The organism is Spirosoma oryzae (assembly GCF_003002825.1).
Taxonomy (GTDB): domain Bacteria; phylum Bacteroidota; class Bacteroidia; order Cytophagales; family Spirosomataceae; genus Spirosoma; species Spirosoma oryzae.
In genome coordinates this window covers 25,759-46,496 of the sequence record NZ_PVTE01000016.1, presented here as the reverse complement: position 1 = coordinate 46,496, position 20,738 = coordinate 25,759, and the positions used below count along the sequence as shown (strand labels likewise).

Annotated in this window: 21 protein-coding genes; 10 read left to right on the top strand and 11 right to left on the bottom strand. The window is 53.8% G+C overall.

Going from position 1 to position 20,738, the window contains the following annotated elements; genetic code table 11:
* The first annotated feature begins 139 nt into the window (after positions 1 to 139).
* Positions 140 to 628 carry an ankyrin repeat domain-containing protein gene (locus CLV58_RS18255; protein ID WP_106139263.1) on the top strand — a complete coding sequence of 163 codons (489 nt, stop codon included), beginning with the start codon at positions 140 to 142 and terminating at the stop codon, positions 626 to 628.
* 116 nt (positions 629 to 744) lie between these two features.
* On the opposite strand, the gene CLV58_RS18250 is transcribed toward CLV58_RS18255, so the two are convergent.
* Positions 745 to 1,596: a sugar phosphate isomerase/epimerase family protein gene (locus tag CLV58_RS18250; RefSeq protein ID WP_106139262.1), complete on the bottom strand. Its 852-nt coding sequence runs from the start codon at positions 1,594 to 1,596 to the stop codon at positions 745 to 747.
* Positions 1,597 to 1,780: 184 nt separating this feature from the next.
* Between CLV58_RS18250 and CLV58_RS18245 the strand changes: the two genes are divergently transcribed.
* On the top strand, positions 1,781 to 4,297 hold the full coding sequence (locus tag CLV58_RS18245; RefSeq protein ID WP_106139261.1) for an NHL repeat-containing protein: 2,517 nt from the start codon (positions 1,781 to 1,783) through the stop codon (positions 4,295 to 4,297).
* A gap of 83 nt (positions 4,298 to 4,380) precedes the next feature.
* Here the strand turns inward: CLV58_RS18245 and CLV58_RS18240 are convergent, their stop codons facing one another.
* Complete coding sequence (locus tag CLV58_RS18240; protein ID WP_106139260.1) at positions 4,381 to 5,451, bottom strand: M42 family metallopeptidase; 1,071 nt, start codon at positions 5,449 to 5,451, stop codon at positions 4,381 to 4,383.
* 201 nt (positions 5,452 to 5,652) lie between these two features.
* Between CLV58_RS18240 and CLV58_RS18235 the strand changes: the two genes are divergently transcribed.
* Together CLV58_RS18235 and CLV58_RS18230 are read left to right on the top strand one after the other, a co-directional pair.
* On the top strand, positions 5,653 to 6,231 hold the full coding sequence (locus tag CLV58_RS18235) for a DinB family protein (protein ID WP_106139259.1): 579 nt from the start codon (positions 5,653 to 5,655) through the stop codon (positions 6,229 to 6,231).
* On the top strand, positions 6,231 to 6,953 hold the full coding sequence (locus tag CLV58_RS18230; RefSeq protein ID WP_106139258.1) for a pseudouridine synthase: 723 nt from the start codon (positions 6,231 to 6,233) through the stop codon (positions 6,951 to 6,953). The genes CLV58_RS18235 and CLV58_RS18230 overlap by 1 nt, the downstream gene beginning before the upstream one ends.
* Before the next feature lie 61 nt (positions 6,954 to 7,014).
* Here the strand turns inward: CLV58_RS18230 and CLV58_RS18225 are convergent, their stop codons facing one another.
* Positions 7,015 to 8,340 carry a DEAD/DEAH box helicase gene (locus CLV58_RS18225; protein ID WP_106139327.1) on the bottom strand — a complete coding sequence of 442 codons (1,326 nt, stop codon included), beginning with the start codon at positions 8,338 to 8,340 and terminating at the stop codon, positions 7,015 to 7,017.
* Positions 8,341 to 8,489: 149 nt separating this feature from the next.
* On the opposite strand from CLV58_RS18225, the gene CLV58_RS18220 reads away from it, so the two are divergent.
* Positions 8,490 to 8,747, top strand: coding sequence for a hypothetical protein (locus tag CLV58_RS18220; RefSeq protein WP_106139257.1), 258 nt, complete (start codon positions 8,490 to 8,492; stop codon positions 8,745 to 8,747).
* 29 nt (positions 8,748 to 8,776) lie between these two features.
* Here the strand turns inward: CLV58_RS18220 and CLV58_RS18215 are convergent, their stop codons facing one another.
* Together CLV58_RS18215 and CLV58_RS18210 are read right to left on the bottom strand one after the other, a co-directional pair.
* Positions 8,777 to 9,184 (bottom strand): hypothetical protein, encoded by a 408-nt coding sequence (locus CLV58_RS18215; protein ID WP_106139256.1) that lies wholly within the window; start codon positions 9,182 to 9,184, stop codon positions 8,777 to 8,779.
* A gap of 94 nt (positions 9,185 to 9,278) precedes the next feature.
* A complete protein-coding gene (locus tag CLV58_RS18210) occupies positions 9,279 to 10,361 on the bottom strand; it encodes a Gfo/Idh/MocA family protein (protein ID WP_106139255.1) in 1,083 nt (360 codons plus the stop codon).
* Between the two features lie 141 nt (positions 10,362 to 10,502).
* Here CLV58_RS18210 and CLV58_RS18205 point away from each other — a divergent pair, with 141 nt between their 5' ends.
* Positions 10,503 to 11,066, top strand: coding sequence for a pyridoxamine 5'-phosphate oxidase family protein (locus tag CLV58_RS18205; protein WP_342748929.1), 564 nt, complete (start codon positions 10,503 to 10,505; stop codon positions 11,064 to 11,066).
* 78 nt (positions 11,067 to 11,144) lie between these two features.
* Here the strand turns inward: CLV58_RS18205 and CLV58_RS18200 are convergent, their stop codons facing one another.
* Positions 11,145 to 11,588, bottom strand: a complete 444-nt coding sequence (locus CLV58_RS18200) for a DoxX family protein (protein ID WP_106139253.1) — start codon at positions 11,586 to 11,588, stop codon at positions 11,145 to 11,147.
* Between the two features lie 297 nt (positions 11,589 to 11,885).
* Here CLV58_RS18200 and CLV58_RS18195 point away from each other — a divergent pair, with 297 nt between their 5' ends.
* Complete coding sequence (locus CLV58_RS18195) at positions 11,886 to 12,551, top strand: NAD-dependent epimerase/dehydratase family protein (RefSeq protein WP_106139252.1); 666 nt, start codon at positions 11,886 to 11,888, stop codon at positions 12,549 to 12,551.
* Between the two features lie 746 nt (positions 12,552 to 13,297).
* Here CLV58_RS18195 and CLV58_RS18185 read toward each other — a convergent pair.
* Positions 13,298 to 14,662, bottom strand: coding sequence for a M28 family peptidase (locus tag CLV58_RS18185; protein WP_106139250.1), 1,365 nt, complete (start codon positions 14,660 to 14,662; stop codon positions 13,298 to 13,300).
* A 352-nt stretch (positions 14,663 to 15,014) separates the two neighbouring features.
* Here CLV58_RS18185 and CLV58_RS28080 point away from each other — a divergent pair, with 352 nt between their 5' ends.
* On the top strand, positions 15,015 to 15,221 hold the full coding sequence (locus tag CLV58_RS28080) for a hypothetical protein (RefSeq protein ID WP_146141469.1): 207 nt from the start codon (positions 15,015 to 15,017) through the stop codon (positions 15,219 to 15,221).
* Between the two features lie 71 nt (positions 15,222 to 15,292).
* Here the strand turns inward: CLV58_RS28080 and CLV58_RS18175 are convergent, their stop codons facing one another.
* From CLV58_RS18175 to lpdA, 4 genes are all read right to left on the bottom strand, one after another.
* The gene (locus CLV58_RS18175) at positions 15,293 to 15,532 is read right to left on the bottom strand and encodes a DUF2442 domain-containing protein (protein ID WP_106139248.1); all 240 of its coding nucleotides are present in this window, start codon (positions 15,530 to 15,532) and stop codon (positions 15,293 to 15,295) included.
* Between the two features lie 20 nt (positions 15,533 to 15,552).
* The gene (locus CLV58_RS29020) at positions 15,553 to 15,648 is read right to left on the bottom strand and encodes a DUF4160 domain-containing protein (RefSeq protein WP_281257933.1); all 96 of its coding nucleotides are present in this window, start codon (positions 15,646 to 15,648) and stop codon (positions 15,553 to 15,555) included.
* Positions 15,649 to 15,680: 32 nt separating this feature from the next.
* Entirely contained in the window at positions 15,681 to 15,866 is a 186-nt protein-coding gene (locus CLV58_RS29015; RefSeq protein WP_281257931.1) for a DUF4160 domain-containing protein, read from the bottom strand.
* Positions 15,867 to 15,955: 89 nt separating this feature from the next.
* A complete protein-coding gene (gene lpdA, locus CLV58_RS18165) occupies positions 15,956 to 17,356 on the bottom strand; it encodes a dihydrolipoyl dehydrogenase (RefSeq protein WP_106139247.1) in 1,401 nt (466 codons plus the stop codon).
* 229 nt (positions 17,357 to 17,585) lie between these two features.
* Between lpdA and CLV58_RS18160 the strand changes: the two genes are divergently transcribed.
* The gene (locus tag CLV58_RS18160; protein ID WP_106139246.1) at positions 17,586 to 18,155 is read left to right on the top strand and encodes a hypothetical protein; all 570 of its coding nucleotides are present in this window, start codon (positions 17,586 to 17,588) and stop codon (positions 18,153 to 18,155) included.
* A 201-nt stretch (positions 18,156 to 18,356) separates the two neighbouring features.
* Positions 18,357 to 20,249 carry an amidophosphoribosyltransferase gene (locus tag CLV58_RS18155; protein ID WP_106139245.1) on the top strand — a complete coding sequence of 631 codons (1,893 nt, stop codon included), beginning with the start codon at positions 18,357 to 18,359 and terminating at the stop codon, positions 20,247 to 20,249.
* The last annotated feature ends 489 nt before the right edge of the window (positions 20,250 to 20,738 follow it).

Here is a 20,738-nt window from a genome sequence, read left to right as displayed (position 1 = left end):
ACGGATGACCCTTCGCGTCTCACATACATCAGCAGGTGAGACGCGAAGGGCCGCTAATGCGATCGATACAGAATGAACTATCCCGCAGCTACCGGGTTGTAGCTGCGGGATAGTTTTTAACAATAAACGCCACTCACCTATGTCTTTTTATTCTGCCCGTCCTGAAGATCTCCTGATCGATGCCGCTCGTAAAGGCGATGTCGCCTACGTCAATCAACTACTTGCTGAGGGCGTCGACGTCAACGCTACCGATGGACGTGGCTTTACTCCGCTGATCATTGCTGCCTACGACAATCATATTGATGCTGCCAAAGCCCTGCTGGTGGCTGGTGCCGATGTCAACCGGCAGGACGGTAGTGGCAATTCAGCCTTGATGGGTGTCAGTTTCAAAGGCTACGCAGAGGTGGCGCAACTGCTCATTGATCACGGTGCCAATCTCAATCTGACGAATGGTAATAACGGAACGGCGCTGATGTTCGCCACGATCTTTGGTCGCAACAATCTCGTTAAACTCCTGCTCGACAACGGTGCCGATACCACCATCCGCGATGCACGCGGCCTTAGCGTCCGTGACCTTGCCGTTCAGCAGGGCAACGACGAAGCGTTGGCGTTGCTGGAGGGGAAATAGGTATACGGTTTACAGTTTTCGGTTTGCTGTAACTCCCGCAATTGCTAACACGAAAGCCAGACTCGGTTGATGAAGTCTGGCTTTTGTGCTTACTGAAAACTGTAAACGGGATACCGTTAAAACACCAGCTTCTTCACGCCGGCCAGTGAAGCCCGGACGCTGTCGAGGGGTGTTTGCGAACCGTATTCTTCTACCTCTACGAAGTAGTGTTTGACGCCCGCGCGCTGGGCTGCCCCCAGAATCGGGGTCATTTTCAGGTCGCCCTTGCCCAGTACCGTCGACACTTTATGATCTTTTGGGTCGCGGTCTTTGATGTGGGCCATCGTAAACCGGCCGGGGTATTTGTTGAAGTACGTGACCGGATCTTTATCGGCCGCGATCACCCAGAAAATGTCGAGTTCGAACGTAACCAGCTTGGGGTCAGTCCCGCGAGCCAGTGTGTCGAACGGAACCATACCGTCCATTTCGGTGAACGGATAGTCGTGGTTGTGGTAGCCAAACATGAGGTTCGACTTCTGCGCCAGTTCACCGTATTTATTGAACTCGTCGGCCACCTTACGGAAGCCACTCATGTTTTCGCGCATCTCCTTCGGAATCGAGGACACCGTGAAATACTTGAAACCGGCTTCGGCCGCTTCGTTCATGTACTTTTCCATGTCGGGTTCGATACCCGTATGCGTGCTGATCGGCGTCAGCCCCAGTCCGTTCAGGTATGACTTGAATTCGGACGGCGACATTCCCCACAGAAAGCCTTTGCTACCCGGATACGACTCAATTTCCTTGTAGCCCATAGTCGCTATTTTCTTCAGCGTACCCCGCGCGTCTTTCTCCATACCGTCGCGGAGCGAATACAATTGCAGACCGGGTTTTGGCGTGTTGGGAGCCGCCTGAAGCGCGCCGGGCAATAGAGCCGCACCAGCCGTCAGCATACCAGCCTGTTGCAGAAATAAGCGTCGATTGAGTGTCATAAGCGTTTCCGTTTTTGGGTTTTTGGTTGAAAATAAAGCGTTACCAACGATAAAGCGTCTTTTAGAAAAAAAAGTACGCTTTATCTCTTGAAAGAAACGGCGCTTCACGGCTGAAAGTACATAGACATACTTGTAAATTGCTCGTCTGTTTAGTCACCACATTAATAAAATCAGCCAACTATTTGTGCGTACATTTCTACATTGCCTGTCTATAAGTATTGCTAGTGTCGCCTGTATAGTCGTTCAGACCGGACGAGCGCAGACTATAACAACGGTCGCATCTGGTACCACTATCGGCGACGGAGGACCGGCCATCAATGCTGCCTTCGGTGGGCCCACTGCTACCGGATTTGATCAGAAAGGAAACCTGTACATAGTTGATACCGAGGATATACGAGTCCGTAAAATCGACGCAAATGGTACCATTACCACGCTTGCAGGCGATGGTGTTTACGGTTTTCAGGGCGACAACGGACCCGCTATATCTGCTCGATTTGTATTGCCGAGAGGGGTCGCCGTTGACGTTAATGGCGCTGTATACGTAGCCGATTACCAAAATAGTCGAATCCGAAAAATCAGTGCTAATGGCATTATAACAACGATAGCGGGTACGACAAATGCTGGCTTTAGTGGTGATGGCGGACCGGCTACAAGTGCGCGGTTGAACTTCCCCAAAAACGTAGCGATCGATCAGGCGCAGAACCTGTACATCGTTGATTCGGGCAATAACCGTATTCGGAAAATCAGTCCGGATGGCATTATAACGACGGTGGTTGGGAACGGTACGGCTGGTTTTGCTGGTGATGGTGGGCCTGCTGTTGGCGCGCAGTTAAATAATCCGTCAGCTGTCGCGATAGGTACCGATGGTAGTCTATACATTGCTGATGCAACGAATCATCGCATTCGGAAGGTTGACCCAGCCGGAACGATAACAACCATCGGTGGGAATGGAAGTACGCAGTCAGGTGGCGACGGCGGGCCGGCTACCAATGCCGCATTATACGGACCGCAGGATGTAGCTGTCGACGCATCCGGGACAGTTTACCTAACTCAGCTTGATAGCCGGGTACGAAAAATCACGGCGAATGACATCATATCAGCGGTCGCCGGTAACGGAACGTCCGGCTTCAGTGGCGATGGCGGGCCGGCCATCAATGCACTGATTGGACCCGAAGCCGGCGTCGATATTGATGCGACTGGTACCATTTATGTTGCCGACCAGGCAAATTACCGAATCCGCCGAATCACATCCGACGGCATCATCAATACCATAGCAGGTGGGTATACTGGCGATGGTGGACCGGCTACGAACGCCTTCTTTCGAAAGACACTGGTTAAATCCCCATCCGAGCTGACTGTCGACAGGTACGGTAACATCTATATATCAGATCAGTTCGGAAACCGTATTCGCAAGGTTACGCCCGCTGGTATGATTACTACGGTTGCCGGGTCTGGTGTTAATGGCTATACAGGCGATGGCGGTAATGCCGATCAGGCGCAGTTACGTCATCCACGAGGTATGGGGCTCGACCGAAACGATAACCTCTATTTTGTCGATCAGTATAATGCCCGACTTCGAAAAATTGATTTGGGAGGAAAAATAACAACAATCGCTGGCAATGGATCGCCTGAGTTTATTAGCGTACGACCGCCTTCGTCCAGTGCAGATATATACAATTCTACCGGTATTGCCGTATCGCAGTCTGGTCTGGTCTACGTTCCTACCAAGAGCTGTATTCTTAAAATAACGCAGGACGGTGTTATTTCCGTTGTCGCAGGATCAACAGCTACTACAGGATACAGTGGGGACGGTGGCCCCGCTACGAGCGCACTACTAAATTATCCATCCGGTATTGCGCTTGATAAGGACGAGAATCTGTACGTTGCTGATTCTGACAACAATCGCATTCGTAAGATAGGTACCGATGGTATTATTATAACTGTAGCAGGAAACGGATCTGCCGGGTACGGTGGAGAGGGTGTCCAGGCAATAAATGCCCCTATGAATAGCCCTGCAAGAGTTGCGATTGACAGCACAGGTACGCTATTTATCTCAGAATGGGGTTTTAACCGGATTCGGCAGGTAGATCGGAACGGGATTATTACGACTGTCGCCGGAACTGGGGCAGCGGGTTTTCGGGGCGATGGTGGCCCCGCTATAAATGCGTCCCTGGCCAGGCCGAGCGGCCTGGCAACAGATCCGGCCGGTAATCTGTATATCGCCGATCTTGATAACCGGCGCGTTCGGAAAGTTACCTATCCAGTTCGTTCGATGCTGGTGACCAACCAGTCGACACCATGCAGTCCAGGGTCTGTGACGTTGACCGCCAGCCCAACAGGACCGGGATTTTCGTACCAGTTCAGCCCCGGTGCTACCCAGATCGGTAGCACCAATCAGGCAGTTGTGAACACCGCTGGCGTCTACTCAGTCACCGTGACGACGTCTATTCTCGGATCACCGCCCGGTACCGCTAGTATTGCAGTAGCGGGATACGCTAATTACACCGTCAAGGCAGGTAACTGGAACGATCCGTCGGTTTGGGCATGTGGCCAGGTGCCAACGGCCACGCAGCCGGTACGCGTGTTGCACACTGTTGAATTACCTGTTGATTATCAGGCCGGCGCAAAAGCGGTGTCGTATGAAAATGGGGGAAGTCTGCGATTCGAATCTGGCGCTAAGCTCCGACTCGCTACGCAGTAAATTGGTAAGTTTAACGTTTCAGGCTCAATGTTCAAAGTTTTACACCTCTGGCAACCTTAAACATTGAACCTGAAACGTTAAACTCATTTGATATACCGGAAGTCTTCGTTGCCTTTGAGGGCAAGCAGCGTTTCGTACATCAGCTTGATTACGTTCTGTACGTCGTCCATATGCACGGTTTCGACTGTCGTGTGCATATACTTCAGCGGAAGCGAAATCAGGGCTGACGCAATGCCTTCAGTAGCGTAGGCGAATGCGTCGGTGTCGGTACCGGTCGAGCGGCTGACGGCCTGCCGCTGGAAGGCAATGTCTTTCGTCGTGGCTACGTCGATCAGGAAATCGAGGACGTTGTTCTGTACGGCGGGGCCGTAGCACAGTACCGGACCGTCGCCACATTTCAGGTCGCCCTGCTCTTTCTTGTCGTACTTCGGCGACTGTGTGTCGTGCGTTACGTCGGTGCAGATGGCGAGGTCAGGACGTAGCCGCCGGGCGATCATCTCAGCACCACGCAATCCGATTTCTTCCTGCACCGCATTGACGACGTACAGGGTGAACGGCAGCGTAACGTTGTTCTCCTTCAGTAGTCGGGCTACTTCGGCAATCATGAAGCCACCCATCCGGTTGTCGAGCGCCCGGCCGACGTAGTACCGGTTATTCATCTCTGTCAGGCCGTCGACAAAGGTGCAGACGGTTCCGACGTGAATGCCCATGTCAAGCACTTCGTCTTTAGTTGCTGCGCCCACGTCGATAAACAGGTCGGTTACTTTGGGGGCGGTGTCTTTCGTCAGGTCGCGGACGTGGATGGCCGGCCAGCCAAATACGCCTTCAACGACGCCTTTCTTCGTGTGCAGATTTACCCGCATCGAGGGCGCAATCAGTGCATCGGAACCGCCGTTGCGCCGGACGTAAATATACCCGTCGTCGGAGATGTAGTTGACGAACCACGAAATCTCGTCGGAATGCGCTTCGATAACGACTTTGTAGGGTTGGTCGGGGTTGATAACGCCAACCGCCGTGCCGTAGGTGTCGACAATATAGCTGTCGGTGTAAGGCTTGATGTAATCGAGCCAGATCTGCTGCCCCGACGACTCGAAGCCGGTGGGCGATGCATTGTTCAGATACTGGTATAAAAAGGCTTTACTGGTTTCGTTCATTGGTGCAAAAGGAAATAAATCAGATACGATGCCTGATTTGTAAATGTACACAGGTTTGGTTTGACAGGATTACAGGATGAATAGGATTTTGAGTGTAGAACGTTGGTAGCGGGGATTTAGTAGATCATCCAAAAATCTTGTCTATCCTGTAATCCTGTCCAAAGAATCCCATCGTATGTTTGCCTAAATCCTTGACCGATCATGGAAAACCTACCCGCTACCCCCGTAACCGGACCGTTGACCAAGGCTGAGCGCGACTACATCGTGACGGCGCTGCAAACGACGCAAACACTGCTTCACGACGCCGTCGACGGTCTATCCGATGTGCAGCTTACCTTCAAACCTGGCGCTGACCGCTGGTCGATAGCCGAGTGTGTCGAACACATTGTTATGGTGGAACGGGGGATTTTTCGGGCGGCTCAACAGGGCATACAGCAACCGGCCGACCCGGAAAAACGCAGTGACATCAAGATTTCGGATGTTGATCTGGTCAAGGCGACGCGGGGGCGCAGCCGACCGATTGCGGCACCAGTCCCGTTCATGCCGACCGGCAAGTACGGCGACACGGCCGCAACGATGGCACTGTTCGATGCCGTTCGCGCTGCGGATATCGACTTCGCCCAAAACGCCGACGCTGATCTGCGCACGCACTATTTCGACCATTTTATTCTCGGACGGCTGGATCTGTATCAGGCCCTGCTGCTGATTGCTGCCCACGGCGAGCGGCACCGTAAACAGATCGACGACGTAAAAGCCGCCCCCGGTTACCCAAACGCCTGATGTCCGCCGAATTACCGATTCTGTACCAGTCCGACGACCTTGTCGCCATCAATAAGCCCCACGGTTTGCTGGTACATCGCTCGCCCATCGCCAGCGATGCCAGTGAGTTTGCCGTACAACTACTACGCGATCAACTGGGGCAGCGCGTGTATCCCGTCCACCGGCTCGACCGTAAAACGGGTGGGGTACTGTTATTCGCGCTGACCGAGTCGATGAACGCGCTGATGCAACAGCAGTTTATGGATGGACTGGTCCACAAAACGTATCTGGCGATTGTCCGGGGTTATACCGACGATCAGCAGACGATCGACTACCCGCTTCGGCGCGATGATGGATCAGGGCCGGGTCAGGGAACGTTGCAGGAAGCAGTGACACACCTACGCACCCTACAGCGTACCGAAGTGCCGATTCCGTTTGGCAAGCACGCGACGTCGCGCTATTCGCTGGTCGAGCTGACACCCGAAACCGGGCGAATGCATCAATTACGCAAGCACATGGCGCATATCCTGCACCCGATTATCGGCGACCGGCCCCACGGCTGTAACAAGCAGAATAAGCTATTTTTGGCGCATTTCGACATGAATACGATGCTGCTTCACGCCCAACAACTCCGCTTCACCCCGCCTGGTGCAGGCGAACCGGTTGTGGTTACCGCCCCGCTACAGGATGAGTTCGAGCGAATGGTTGATAGTTTACGATTTTCGGTATACGGCTTACAGTAACCTGCTTCGAAAAATCGTCTGACTACGAACAGAAAGATGTAAACCGTATACCGTAAACCTATTATTTCTTCCCGCTGCGCTTGATCGGGCGGCCGTATTTGAGCCGTTTCTCGGCGGCAATGTCGCGCCGGACGTTGACTTTCTGGTTCTTGGCAATCTTCTCCTGAAACGCCGATCCTGCCGTGTCGGGACGGGGTGTCGTCGTGTCGATGATTTTCATGCGAATCTGTGGCTTTTCGCCGTACAGCAACTCCTCGCTGATGACCAGATTGTCGGGCAGATCGGCGGTAGCAATTGGCTGGTTGATGAGCGTTTCGATCGCCGTTCGCAGCTCGGCGTCGGCGGGGGTGACAAACGAAATAGCGACCCCGCTGCGGTTGGCCCGCCCTGTCCGGCCGACGCGGTGTACGTAGCTTTCGGGTTCGTCGGGTAAGTCGAAATTAACGACGTGGGTGATGTCGTCAATGTCGAGACCCCGCGCCAGCAGGTCGGTCGTAATCAGCACACGGACCTCACCCGACCGGAAGCGCTCGACGGCGTCGAACCGCTTATTCTGCGCCTTGTTGGCGTGGATGAAATCGATCTGATCGGGGAAGCGGGGGGCCAGCTGGTCGTGAACCAGATCGGTCATGGCTTTGCTATCGGTAAAGACCAGCACACGGCTCATGTCGGTATGTCGGCGCAGCAGCAGATCCAGCAGGTTGACTTTCGTGTAGAAGTTAGGTACCTCGTAGACTTCCTGCGTAATGGTAGCCGCCGTCGAGCCACTGGGGGCGGCTTCAATCCGGACGGGATTGGCAAAGTACGTGTCGAGCAGTTTATTGACGTCGTCGGTCAGCGTCGCCGAAAACAGCAGGTTTTGTCGTTTCGGTAACAGATCGAAAATCGTGGTCAGCTGCGCCTGAAAACCCAGCGTCAGCATTTCGTCGACCTCATCGATCACCAGCTTTTTCAGTGCTTTGAGTTTGATCGTCTTGCTGACCAGCAGGTCGACCAGTCGACCGGGTGTGGCAACCAGTACGTCGGCACCCTGCTGCACGTCGGCCTGCTGCGGCCGCAGGTTGACACCACCGTATATCCCAACGACCATGAGGTTCATGTAGGTCGTCAGTTGCTTGATCGTGTCGACAACCTGTACGACCAGTTCACGCGTGGGTACCAAAATCAGGATCTGCGTGGTATGCTCCTTCGAAAACTGGTACTGGCGCAGGCAGGGCAGGAGGTAGGCCAGCGTTTTGCCGGTTCCGGTCTGGGCAATGCCGCAAACGTCGCGCCCCGACATGACGACCGAAAAGACCTGCTCCTGAATGGGTGTCGGTGTCGTGTAACCCAGATCGTTGAGCGCGTTCAGGAGGGGTTTGTTCAGATTCAGGTCGGCAAATGTCATGGTCGTTGTTGATAACGTATATACGGCAAATGTACGGTAGGTGTTGGGGTCAACGCGGTTCAGAGGCCGGAAGGTTCCGGCAGCGCGACGCAACCGAAAGCCGATTTTTGCCGTATATATCAGTACGTTAGTACCCTTCCACCCAGTCTATGCGCTTCATTGCCGTCTTTAACCAGCAGAGTGACTACCACGCCGTGGGGTTTGATGACCTGACCGACGCGGCTGATTTTCTGTTGGGTGGGTATCAAGAACGGCAACTAACTCCCTGCGGTACCTACGACGTGCTAACCGGCGATATTGTCAGCGCTGACGCCGATGAGTCAGACCATGTCGGCGATATGGATGAACTGATTCGCCGGATCGCCCGCACCTATCTGGTCAAGGCGCTGAACCGGGGGCGGGGGTAAAAAAGCACAGCAATCTGCTGCGCCAGACACTAGTCGTTGGCTTCCGGTTTGCCATAGCGCTCTTCACGAATCGCCAGCCAGTCGGCCGCTGTGCCACCCCGGCTGAAATGCTCGTCTTCGTCCTGCATTTCCTGATCCCAGCTAAAATCGGTGGTAAACTTGCCCTGTGGGGTCAGGTCGATTTGCAGCCGGTTGGCCTGTGGCAACCCATCTTCCAGTCGCATGCGGTACAGCGTCTGAACGGCATCGGTAACGTCGGCCGGGAATTCGGTAATCAGCACTTCGGCGTCACCCGACGGGGTCAGGTAAAAGCCGTCGAATTCGATATCCTGTCCATTGTCGAGCATCTGCACGTTCACCCGCGCGATTGTCCAGTCGTCGGTGATATTGGTACTGATGGCGTCGGTCAGAATATTGTATATATCGTCTGGTGTCATAGGGAGTTGGGTTGATGGTTCGTAGTTAGTGGTTTGTAGTTCGTTGCTGCTACCAGGAATAACTACGAACCATCAACCACTAACTACAAACCGTTTACAGCATCACCGGCTGACCGGTGCGGACAGATTCGTCGCAGGCAAAGGCGATGCGCAGGCTATTGACGGCGTCCTGCATGTGGTCGGTCAGGTCGACGTTGTCGCGGATGGCGCGTAGAAAATAGCGCTGCTCGCGGTTGCAAAGTTCCTGATGGTCGGGCTCGTCCTGCATGTCGATCCACTCGTCGGGCCGAGTGAAATGATCCTGCGCGTCGATGTCGGCATAGTGAACCCGCAGCGATTCCGTTTTGGTGTGCGAATCGACATTGTCGGATTTGCCAGTGCCGCCCGCGTTTTTGGCCACGATAGATACACAACCTTTCGGGCCGATTACGTCCTTCACGAAAAAGGCCGTTTCGCTCATCATGGGTCCCCAACCGGCTTCGTACCAGCCGACAGAACCGTCTTCAAACCGAATCTGCAACTGACCGTAGTTGTAGTTGTCAGCCGGAATATCGTCGGTCAGTCGGGCACCGATAGCGTTGACCTGCACTGGTTTCGAACGCGTCATCTGGCACATTACGTCGATGTAATGCACCCCGCAGTCGACAATCGGGCTCAGGCTTTTCATCAGGTTGCGGTGAACGGTCCACATCTGGCCATGGCTTTGCTGATTGAGATTCATCCGCATCACCAGCGGTTTACCCATCTCGCGGGCTACCTCGACAAACTTTTCCCAAGAAGGATGGTGCCGCAGAATATAGCCGACAACCAGCTTGCGATCGGCTTTCTGGGCGGCCGCCATCACGCGTTGGGCACCCTCGACGGTATCGGCCACTGGTTTTTCGATAAAGACGTGGCAACCCTGTTCGAACGCCATGATGGCGAACGATTCGTGGGTGTCGGGGTAAGTCGAGATACAGACGGCGTCGGGCCGGGTTTCGGCGAGGGCCGTCGCGTAATCGTCGAACAGTGGGTAGCCACCGCCCAGTCGTTCGTTCAGGACGACCTTGCTGTTGCCGGTCGAAACGATGCCGCAGATCGTGAAGCCGTCGATGAGTTGATACGCCAGTGCGTGTGATGCGCCCATGTTGCCACAGCCGACAACCAGTACGCGCAGGGAAGAGTCAGGAGAAGTCATAAACCGTTGATTCGAGCAATGACGCCACGGTGGCGTACGTACAGAACAGACGAAACGCGGCAATTTACTCCCCAACCGGCAATGTCTTTCAGAAAACCGGTTTTGTCGAAAGCGAAACGGTTAATTATCCGGTTAACCACTATGCATACTCAACAAAAAAATCAAGGCATGGACAGTATCAATCGACAGCAGCCCGAAGAGAACCACAAAGACCTGACGGGCACCGAAGCAGGCAAGAAAATCAAGGAACTGGCTGAAAAAGCGGACACCTGTTATTTCTGTACCAAAATCACGACCGGCGAACCGCTACGGACGCGCCCGATGGCGATACGCAAGGTCGATGAGTCGGGGAGTTTCTGGTTTTTGAGCGCCAACGACAGCCGCAAGAATGCCGATATTGCCAGCGACAAGCGTGTCCAACTACTGTTTCAGGGGTCCGAAAATTCTGATTTTCTAAGCATCTATGGCGATGCGTCGATCTCGACCGATAAGGCGCTGATCAAAGACCTCTGGAATCCGCTCCTGAAAACGTGGTTTACCGAAGGCGAAGACGATTCGCGCATTACGGTGATCCGAATCGATACGCAGCAGGGATACTATTGGGACAACAAGCACGGCAATACCGTCGCGTTTGCGAAGATGGCTATCGGCGCGGTCCTCGGCAAAACCCTGGACGATTCCATCGAAGGAACGTTAACCGTATAAACCCAGCCGTAACGCAGTGGGGTTGCCAGGCATCATACTCGACGATGCGTGGTAGCCCCACTTATAATTCATGGTTCCTTAAACGAACCGGCGATTGGCGCTGGCTGACCGGCCAAATAACCGCTGATCGACGCTGTACTGGCCAGGACCGGTTAGCAGGAGCGACAGATACACACCGAGGTATAAAAAGCCATGCTCGCCATCGCCCAGTATCTCGCCCCCGTGGGCACCGAACACGATAACCAGTGCCGTGACAATCAGCGGAACAAGGGCCAGACGGGTAAACAGCCCCAGGACCAGCAGGATCGAACAGCCGAATTCGGCAACGATTGCCAGGCTGAGCGACACGGCGGTACCCAGGCCCAGCAAGTTCATAAAATCGTTCTGGTACTCGGCAAAATGAGTCAGCTTAGCATAGCCGTGGGGAATCATCAGCCCACCAAAAATCAGACGCAACAGCAGGGTAGACGCGTTCAGCGCGGAAGCCGTTGAGCGCCAGGGTGCAAACAGGGATGTATTCATCGGAGAAATCTTGTCGTCAGGTAACTGACGCGCACGAAACAGGTTGTTGCCAGTAAGATAGCAACCTGTTTCGTAGAAGTAAAGGCATAGCCAACAAGTAATGCCATTTACTGGTTGGTGATGTCCAGTATAAATCCCCGCTACAGTACTCAGGATAAAACCCAATGATCGATTAGTGGCAGCGCAATCCGCAACGTTGCCCGTTTATTCCGGGACAAAATAGAAGCGACGTAGTTTAGCTGAGACCGGACGGGTGTCGAATCAAAGCAGAAACGGCTTACTAATCAAACTACTTGCATGACAATCAGAGCAATCATAACCGGAGCAACCGGAATGGTCGGGGAGGGGGTACTGCGTGAATGCCTGCTCGACCCTACTGTTGAACAGGTGCTGGTCATTAACCGGAAGCCGGGCGGGGTGACCCACCCGAAGCTGACAGAGATCATTCATGCCGACTTTACGAACCTGTCGGCCATCGAGTCGCGGCTGAGGGGGTATAACGCCTGTTTTTTCTGTCTGGGTATCTCATCCGTCGGTGTCAGCGCGGACGATTACGTGCGGACAACCTACGACCTGACCCTGGCGTTTGCCCGCACCATGGCCCGCCTGAATCCCGACATGACCTTCTGTTACGTGTCGGGGGCCGGCACCGACAGCACTGAACGGGGTAATCTTCGGTGGGCACGGGTCAAAGGCAAAACCGAAAACGACCTGCTGAAATTACCGTTCCGTCGTGCGTACATGTTCAGGCCGGGCTTTCTGGAACCCACGCCCGACCTCAAAAACGTGAAGTCGTATTACCGCTTCGTTAGTTGGCTGCTACCGGTTGTGAAGCTGTTTTACGCCAATGCCGGCTCGACATTGGCCGAACTGGGTCGTGCTATGATTCATGCAGCCGAGCAGGGATACGATAAACCCGTACTCGAAGTCCCCGATATTGTCAAGGCGGGTAAGCTGCCCTGAGTGCTGCGCGGTTAGAACCCGAATAAAGTGCCACTGACGCTCTCCAGGATGGATCTGACCAGTAGTTCACCGTTTATGGATGCTTGTCTTCCCTGAGTAGGTATATATAGCGTACGGTTTGGGCCAGTCGGCCTTGGGCACTATCATTACAGTGCCGACGTCAAATCAACAGCGTGGTAAAATGCACATGAGAGCAGCGCTCACCCTACTCGTATTTCTGTGTATAATTAGTTGCAAGCCGACAGCAACCGAGCCAGACTATGCTTCTATACTAGACGGTCAATATAAAATCAGTAGGTATGAATATCCGGCGCTAGGCTATCCGCCCGGTTATAAGTTTACTTACGATACAACCGTAACATTACGTTTAAAACGTGTCGATAAAAACAATTTAGACGCTCGCTTTACGTATGATGAAACGAAAGATTGGCTTCGATACAACGCTTATAACGGTACGTGGTCAATTAGTCATGTAGACGACTTACGAATCGGTTTAGTCTGTGGCAGTATGGGGTACACATACAGTAATAAACAGATTGATATCGTAGTTAGTGAAAACGGACCTTACGTCAGTCTCAGAAAAATTGGTGAATAAGATAAGTATTGATTTGGCTCCTGTATGGTTTGAATAATCTACCAACTTTATACAAAATCAGCTTGTTTGTCTATACGGCCAATTGAGTTTGCATAAAGTTGGTAGGTTATTCACACCAAATTAGTGTCGTATCATCGGCGAACGTGTGCGATTACAATCCGTACTGGTCTAGCAAATAAGTCAGCGCGGCCATTGAGGCAGCGCCCAGTTCCAGTTCGCGTTGGCTGACCGCTTCGAAGCGATCGACGGGCGTATGGTGATAGTCGAAATAGCGCTGCGAGTCGGGCTTGAAGCCGAACAGGACCGTCCCCGTCTGGGCAAGCGGCCCAATGTCAGCCCCGCCACTGCCGGGACCAATGTCGGTCAGGCCGTACGGTGCCAGCAGGGGTGCCCACCGCATGGCTTTGGCCCGCTCTTCGGGCTTGCCGACGATGCCGAAACCACGGGGCGTAAAGCCGCCTTCGTCTGACTCGATGGCGGCAATAGTCTTTTCGTTGTTCTGCTTTGCCAGATCGGCGTACTTGATCCCCCCGCGCAGGCCATTCTCTTCGTTCATGAACATCACGGCCCGTAACGTTCGCTTCGGCTTGATACCCAGTGCTTTCATAATACGCAGGACTTCGATCGACTGCACACAGCCTGACCCGTCGTCGTGCGCTCCCTCAGCCAGATCCCACGAGTCGAGGTGACCACCGATCACGATGATCTCGTCTGGTTTTTCGCTTCCCCTGATTTCACCGACTACGTTGTAGGACTTCGCGTCGGGCAGCGTCTCGCAATTCTGTCTGAAATAGAATGTCAGCGACGGGTTTTCGGTGAGCGACTTGCTGAGCAGATCGGCCCCGTTGGTGCTGATGGCTGCCGTCGGAATCAGCGGAACGCCGGTGCCATAACGGGTTCCGCCCGTGTGCGGCTGATCGTCGTGCCGGTTACTCATCGACCGGATGATGGCACCCACAGCGCCAAGTTTAGCGGCTTCGGTAGCGCCGTTGGCCCGTTGATCGACTGCCCCGCCGTATGCGTCGAACGTGTTGAGTTTGGTCGGGTCCATTGGCCGGTTGAAGAACACGATTTTGCCCTTAACCTTCGCGGCCCCCAATGCCCGCAATTCAGGAAACGATTTTACTTCGATCACTTGTGCTTCGACACCCTTCGGTGCCGTGGCTACCGACCCGCCGAGTGCGGCTATCGGGACCGTTACTTTCTGTTTTCCGTTGTGGATATACGCTTCTTCTTTGGCACCCCGCACCCAATGCGGTACCATCACTTCCTGCAGGAATACCCGATCGAAGCCTTCTTTTTCCATTATCTGCTTCGTCCAGTCGACCGCTTTTTGCGCACCGTCCGACCCACTCAGCCGTGGCCCGATCTGTTTGGTCAGGTGGCGTAGCCAGTCGTACGATTTGCCGTGACTCAACGCTTCGTCGTAAATGGTTCGGATGGCCACCGAGTCCGGATTCTGCGCCAGCACCGAACCCGTCAGCAGGGAGAGCAGAAAGGTAGTCGTTTTTTTCATGGTTGGGGTTGTATTCGTGAACAGGCAAGATAGGAAAAAGTAATGGGCGTAACAGTGTAGCCTGGACCCGCCCGGCGGCCACCGTGGCGCGGCCCGGTCCACGTCCGGGTAGCCGTCAGTCTAACTTACGTAGCTGGATGCTCTTTTAGCCGCCCGGATGGCTACCAGACCTGGACCGGGCCGCGCCACGGTGGCCGCCGGGCGGGTCTGGGCTACACCTATGAACGCACGACCGAATGCTATACGAAATGCGTTGATTTGGGCGGTAATTGGACTTATACTCGGGGCGGCAATTAGTGGACTGAAAGGCGCTGTTGGAATCGGCATCGGTGCTGCAACAGTAGCGTACCGTATGCCGCCTACCGCTTCTGGTACAGGCGACTGGTCGCACATTCGGTACATACCGTGGTCCAACACGTTTTACCTGGCTGTGCTGTTTTTGGGATTTACGATTGGCCTGTCAGTAGGGAGGGAGCCGTTGCAGGATGCGCTGACGGGCGTTGTCGGCATGGCACTTGTCTACCCGATGAGTTACTGGATACAAACGAAACCGTGGTAACGAAATACAGCTATCCACACCACAAACATACGTCCGGCTACTCACGAGCAGCCGGACGTGTTAATTTTATTCTAGCCACGGATTGTGCCAATATGCCACAACGTATCAGCGCTTAGGTCGACTTCTCCGTCGAGCCACTCCACGTAGTATGCTTTGTTTTCAACAGTATTGAACAATACATGATTTTGCAGGCTTCTGAAGGCTTCGGTCTGCAGATAGGGTTTTATATCGGCTACTTTAGTTTCTCCTGTATCAAACGTTAGTGCGAGTTGATAATCGGATAGTGGAATAACTTGAGATAGTACATGCATATTGATTGTGCTTGCATCAATTACTTCAGGGCATCAATTTTGAAAACCGTATTACCCTCTACCGCTAGCTGCCAATTGGCCATCAGTTCATCGCTATGTATTTCTAGCCAGGCCAGTACCAGTCTTAATTTTCCCGGTGGTAGATTACCTATTTTCCCGGTGGTAGATTACCTGAAAGAATGCTGCCATCAGGAATAGAGAGAACGGCTTTCTGTCCAGAATACTCAACGTGAATGTGTGGGCGTTTGTGCTCTTTATTGTCAAAGTAAACATTCTGACAATGATTCCATAAAACATTGAAATGACGGGCATGATGCGGGGTTATAAATTGCAAAGTACTAACCAATACGGCCAGCTACTTGTGAGTAGCCGGCCGTATTGATTCTTTCTTCGTACGTCTTTTCTCTTTCCTCCGAAAAGAGCCTACATATTGATCGCCCGGTTGTCGGTAGCGGCAAGGCAGGCTTCCTTGAAGGCTTCGGTGTAGGTCGGGTGCGCGTGCGACATGCGGGATACGTCTTCGGCCGACGCCCGGAACTCCATCGCAACAACGGCTTCGGCAATCATGTCGGCCGCGCGGGGTCCGATGATGTGAACACCCAGAATCTCGTCGGTTTCCTTATGCGCCAGTACTTTCGCCAGCCCGTCGATGTCCATGCTGGCGCGGGCACGACCCAGTGCTTTGAAGGGGAACGAGCCGGTCTTGTACGGAATACCCTGCTGCTTGACTTCCTCTTCCGTGTACCCGACGGCGGCTACTTCCGGCCAGGTGTACACGACGTTCGGGATAAGCCGGTAATGAATGTGCGGCTTCTGCCCGACGATGGTTTCGGCGATAAAGGTACCTTCTTCCTCGGCTTTGTGGGCCAGCATGGCACCCCGGATGACGTCGCCCAGCGCGTAGATGTGGGGTACGTTAGTCCGCAGGTTACCGTCGACTTCAATTTTGCCTCGCTCGTCGGCTTTCAGGCCGGCGGCTTCCAGATTCAGTCCGTCGGTGTAGGGGCGACGTCCGACCGATACCAGGCAGTAGTCGCCGTTGAGCGTAATCGACTTGCCGTCGGGCGTATCGACACTGACGACGACTTCATCGCCCGTGTTTTCGACCTTCGTGACTTTGTGTTTGAAGTAAAAATCGGCACCGAGTTTCTTGACGGCCCGCTGCAACTCTTTCCCCATCGTTTTGTCCATCGTCGGGATCATCGAATCGGCGAACTCGATGAACGATACTTTAGCCCCCAGCCGGGCGTATACCGAACCCAGCTCGGCACCGATTACACCCGCGCCAATTACGATCAGGTGCTTTGGGATTTCGGGTAGGTTCAGGGCTTCAGTGGAGGTGATGACCCGCTTTTTGTCGATGGGCATCGACGGAAACGACATGGGCTTCGAGCCGGTGGCGATGACGATATTCTTACCGGTAATCGTTTGTTCCGATCCGTCGTCTTTCTTGATTTTTATCGTGTTGGCATCGACGAACGAGCCGAAGCCGTGAATTTCGTCGATTTTATTCTTCTTCATCAGGAAGGTGATTCCCTTCGTTGTCTGATCGACAACGCCGTTTTTACGGGCAATCATCTGACCCAGATCGACCTGAAGGTCGTTCAGTTTGATGCCGTGTTCGGCAAACGAATGGGCCGCGTTGTAAAAGTGCTCCGATGAGTCGAGCAGGGCCTTCGACGGAATACAGCCGACGTTCAGGCAGGTGCCGCCCAGCGTCGCGTACTTTTCGATAACTGCGGTTTTCAAACCAAGCTGAGCGCAACGGATGGCACCTGTGTAGCCGCCCGGTCCCGAGCCAATAATAATTACGTCGTAGTCCATAGTAGATTAGTGGTGTTCGGTTTACGGTACTCGGTTTACAGTTTTCGGCGAAGAAACCATCGGATAATGGCCGTCAGAAAACCGTAAACTGCAAACCGTAAACCATGCCTATGCATAGCATTACGGGTGCAAATTTGGTTCAGAATTCCATTGCCCAAACCGATTTCGCGAAAATCGTGTTGCTGAGTCGGCGAGACAGTCTGATTCGACCGTCCCGACCACCTCATCTATGCGTCTTCCCGTTCTTTATCTTGCTTTGTCTGTGCTGGGTATCAGCAGCTGTTCCAACCCGGCAAAATCCGATCAGCCCAACGTGTACTTCGACGTGCTGGGGTACGTTAATCAGCAGATTGCGGGCTTGTCGACGCAGAAGCCACTGGTGAAAAAAGACGCTACGATCAACAAAGAACATAGCGAACACATGACCCGCGACATCGACTGGGCCCGTGAGCTGGATTTGTTCACCCAGGCCGATATCAATAAGCCGGCCCTGCGCAGCAGCTACCAAATCACCCGCCCTGATTCGCTGACGTATCAGTACACGCTGAAGCCCACCGAGGAGCGGCTGGCGGTTCGTTCCCTAACCGTGCGGCTCGATGCCAAAACCCACCAACCCCAGCAAATAGAGGCTGTTCTGAAGACTGAAAATGCATTATACGCGTCAGAACGGCGATTGACCCTCAACAGCGGGCCTGTCGGGCAGAACAACTGGCGCGTGACGCAATATAAATTGGCTGGGTATCAGAAACTTTCGTATTTCGATTCCAGTACGTTCCAGATTGAAGGCCGGTTGCAGTAAACCTAGCGACGATGCATGGTAAGGCAATTGTACCGGACGAATCTGACCGTAAAATCATTTTTTTTGGCGGTTAGCCGCCCTGCTTTTTCCTATATTTGTTCACCATCCCGCTGAACGAAAGCCGTTCTGGGACCGTTGTTTCCCCATCAACTTGACTATCAGCCGTTCCGGCAATCTTGTGTTGCAGTAACGGTTCCAGCTATGAGCGACGCGATCAAACACGAGTGCGGCATTGCCCTCATCCGGCTCCGCAAACCGTACCAGTACTACATCGACAAATACGGTACGGCTCTCTACGGTGCCAACAAACTGTACCTGCTGATGGAAAAGCAGGTGAACCGAGGGCAGGATGGGGCCGGTATCGCCAACATCAAAATCGACGTACCAGCCGGCCACCGCTACATCAGCCGCTACCGCTCGGTCGATCAGCGTCCCGTAACGGACATCTTCGAGAAGGTCAACAAGAAATTCCGCAAGGCAACCAAAGGGCACAAAGACAAAACCAGGGATGCCAAATGGCTCCAGGAAAACGTCGCCTTTACGGGTGAGGTCTGGATGGGACACCTGCGCTACGGTACGCACGGTTCCAACGAGATCGAAAACTGCCACCCCATGCTGCGGCAAAGCAACTGGCGCAGCCGGAACCTGGTCGTGGCGGGTAACTTCAACATGACCAACGTCGACAAGCTGTTCGACAAACTGGTGTCGCTGGGGCAGCATCCCAAGGATAAGGTCGACACCGTAACGGTGATGGAGAAGATCGGCCACTTCCTCGACGAAGAGAATCAGCGCGTATTCGATCGCTTCAAAGGTATTTACGAGAACCCCGATTTGTCGGACATCATCGAAGAGAACATCGACATGCAGCGTGTGCTGCACCGCTCGTGCCGCGACTTCGACGGTGGCTATGCGATGGTCGGTATGACGGGCTACGGCGCGTCGTTTGTTGCCCGCGACCCCGCTGGTATTCGCCCGGCCTACTACTATGCCGATGATGAAGTTGTGGTCGTTGCGTCGGAAAAGCCGGCGATCAAAACAGCGTTCAACGCCGATTACAGTCAGATCAAGGAAGTACAACCCGGCCACGCGCTGATTATCGACAAAAACGGTGAGTACAACGAGTTGCAGTTCGTTGAGCCGACCGAAAAGCGTTCGTGCAGCTTCGAACGTATCTACTTCTCCCGCGCGACCGATCCCGATATTTACAACGAGCGGAAAACGCTTGGTAAACTGCTGATCCCGCAGATCCTGAAAGAGGTCGATTACGACCTGGAAAACACGGTGTTCTCGTATATTCCAAACACGGCCGAAACCGCGTTTTTCGGTATGGTCGAAGGGCTGGAAGAGTACCTGTACAAGCAGCGGAAAAAAGCGATCATGGACGGTATTCTGTTCGAGGAAGAACTCGACAAGGTACTCTCGTTCCGGCCGCGTATTGAAAAGCTGGTGTCGAAAGACGTGAAGATGCGGACGTTCATTACCGACGATTCGCAGCGCGACGAAATGGTGTCGCACGTCTACGACACGACGTTTGAGGTTATCCGCAAAGGCATTGATAATGTCGTCGTTGTTGACGACTCAATCGTACGGGGTACGACGCTGGAAAAGAGTATCCTGCGCATGCTCGACCGGCTGGGCCCCAAGAAAATTATCATCGTGTCGTCGGCTCCGCAGATTCGCTTCCCCGATTGCTACGGTATCGATATGTCGAAGTTCAAGGAGTTCGTCGGTTTCCGGGCGGCTCTGGAACTGATCCGGGAGCGGGGCATGGAAAACCTGATCGATGAGGTGTACGCGCAGAGCGTAGCCGCTATCGAGTCGGGCAACGCAACGAAAGTGAACTACGTGAAGGCGCTGTTCGATCCGTTTACGCACGAAGAGCTGTCGCGTAAAGTCGCGCAGATCGTTACGCCAACTGACCTGAAGGCAGAAGTCGCCGTGGTGTATCAGACCGTCGAGAACCTGCACGTTGCCTGCCCAAATCATTCGGGCGACTGGTACTTCACGGGTAACTATCCAACGCCCGGCGGCAACAACGTCGTCAATAAAGCCTTCGTCAATTTCATGGAAGGCCGACTGGTACGGGCGTACTAGTTCGGACCTGACAAGTCATATAGCCGCCGGGCGTTTCTCAGGAAGCGTCCGGCGGTTTTGTTTGTGCCGTGTTTGCGCTGTTAACCCGGCGTCGCCGGGGGGCGAATCATTTCTGGTTTCCCGTATCCGTCAGCTGTACCCCTACCCCTTAGGCCGGTCCGACGTTTTGGGGCGGGGGGGATAACCATCCGCGAATTTCTCCCCCTTCAGGGGGCGGGGCTGTTAAGTTCTCAAATTGGCGCTGATAATAGCCCAATTTCCTTTGGTTAGCCCACCCCCCAGCCCCCTAAAGGGGGAGCATTCCGCAAAGAAACCACTCCCCCTTCAGGGGGCTGGGGGGGGGATGGGCTAGAACTTAACAGCCCTGCCCTTCAGGGGGTGGGGGTATGATCAACTGTAAAAAATTTACCAATGGCATACGCAGCCCAGGTCACATTAAACCATCAAGTTGTGCTTTTGTGCAACAATGTTGCAAATATTTCTCTAACG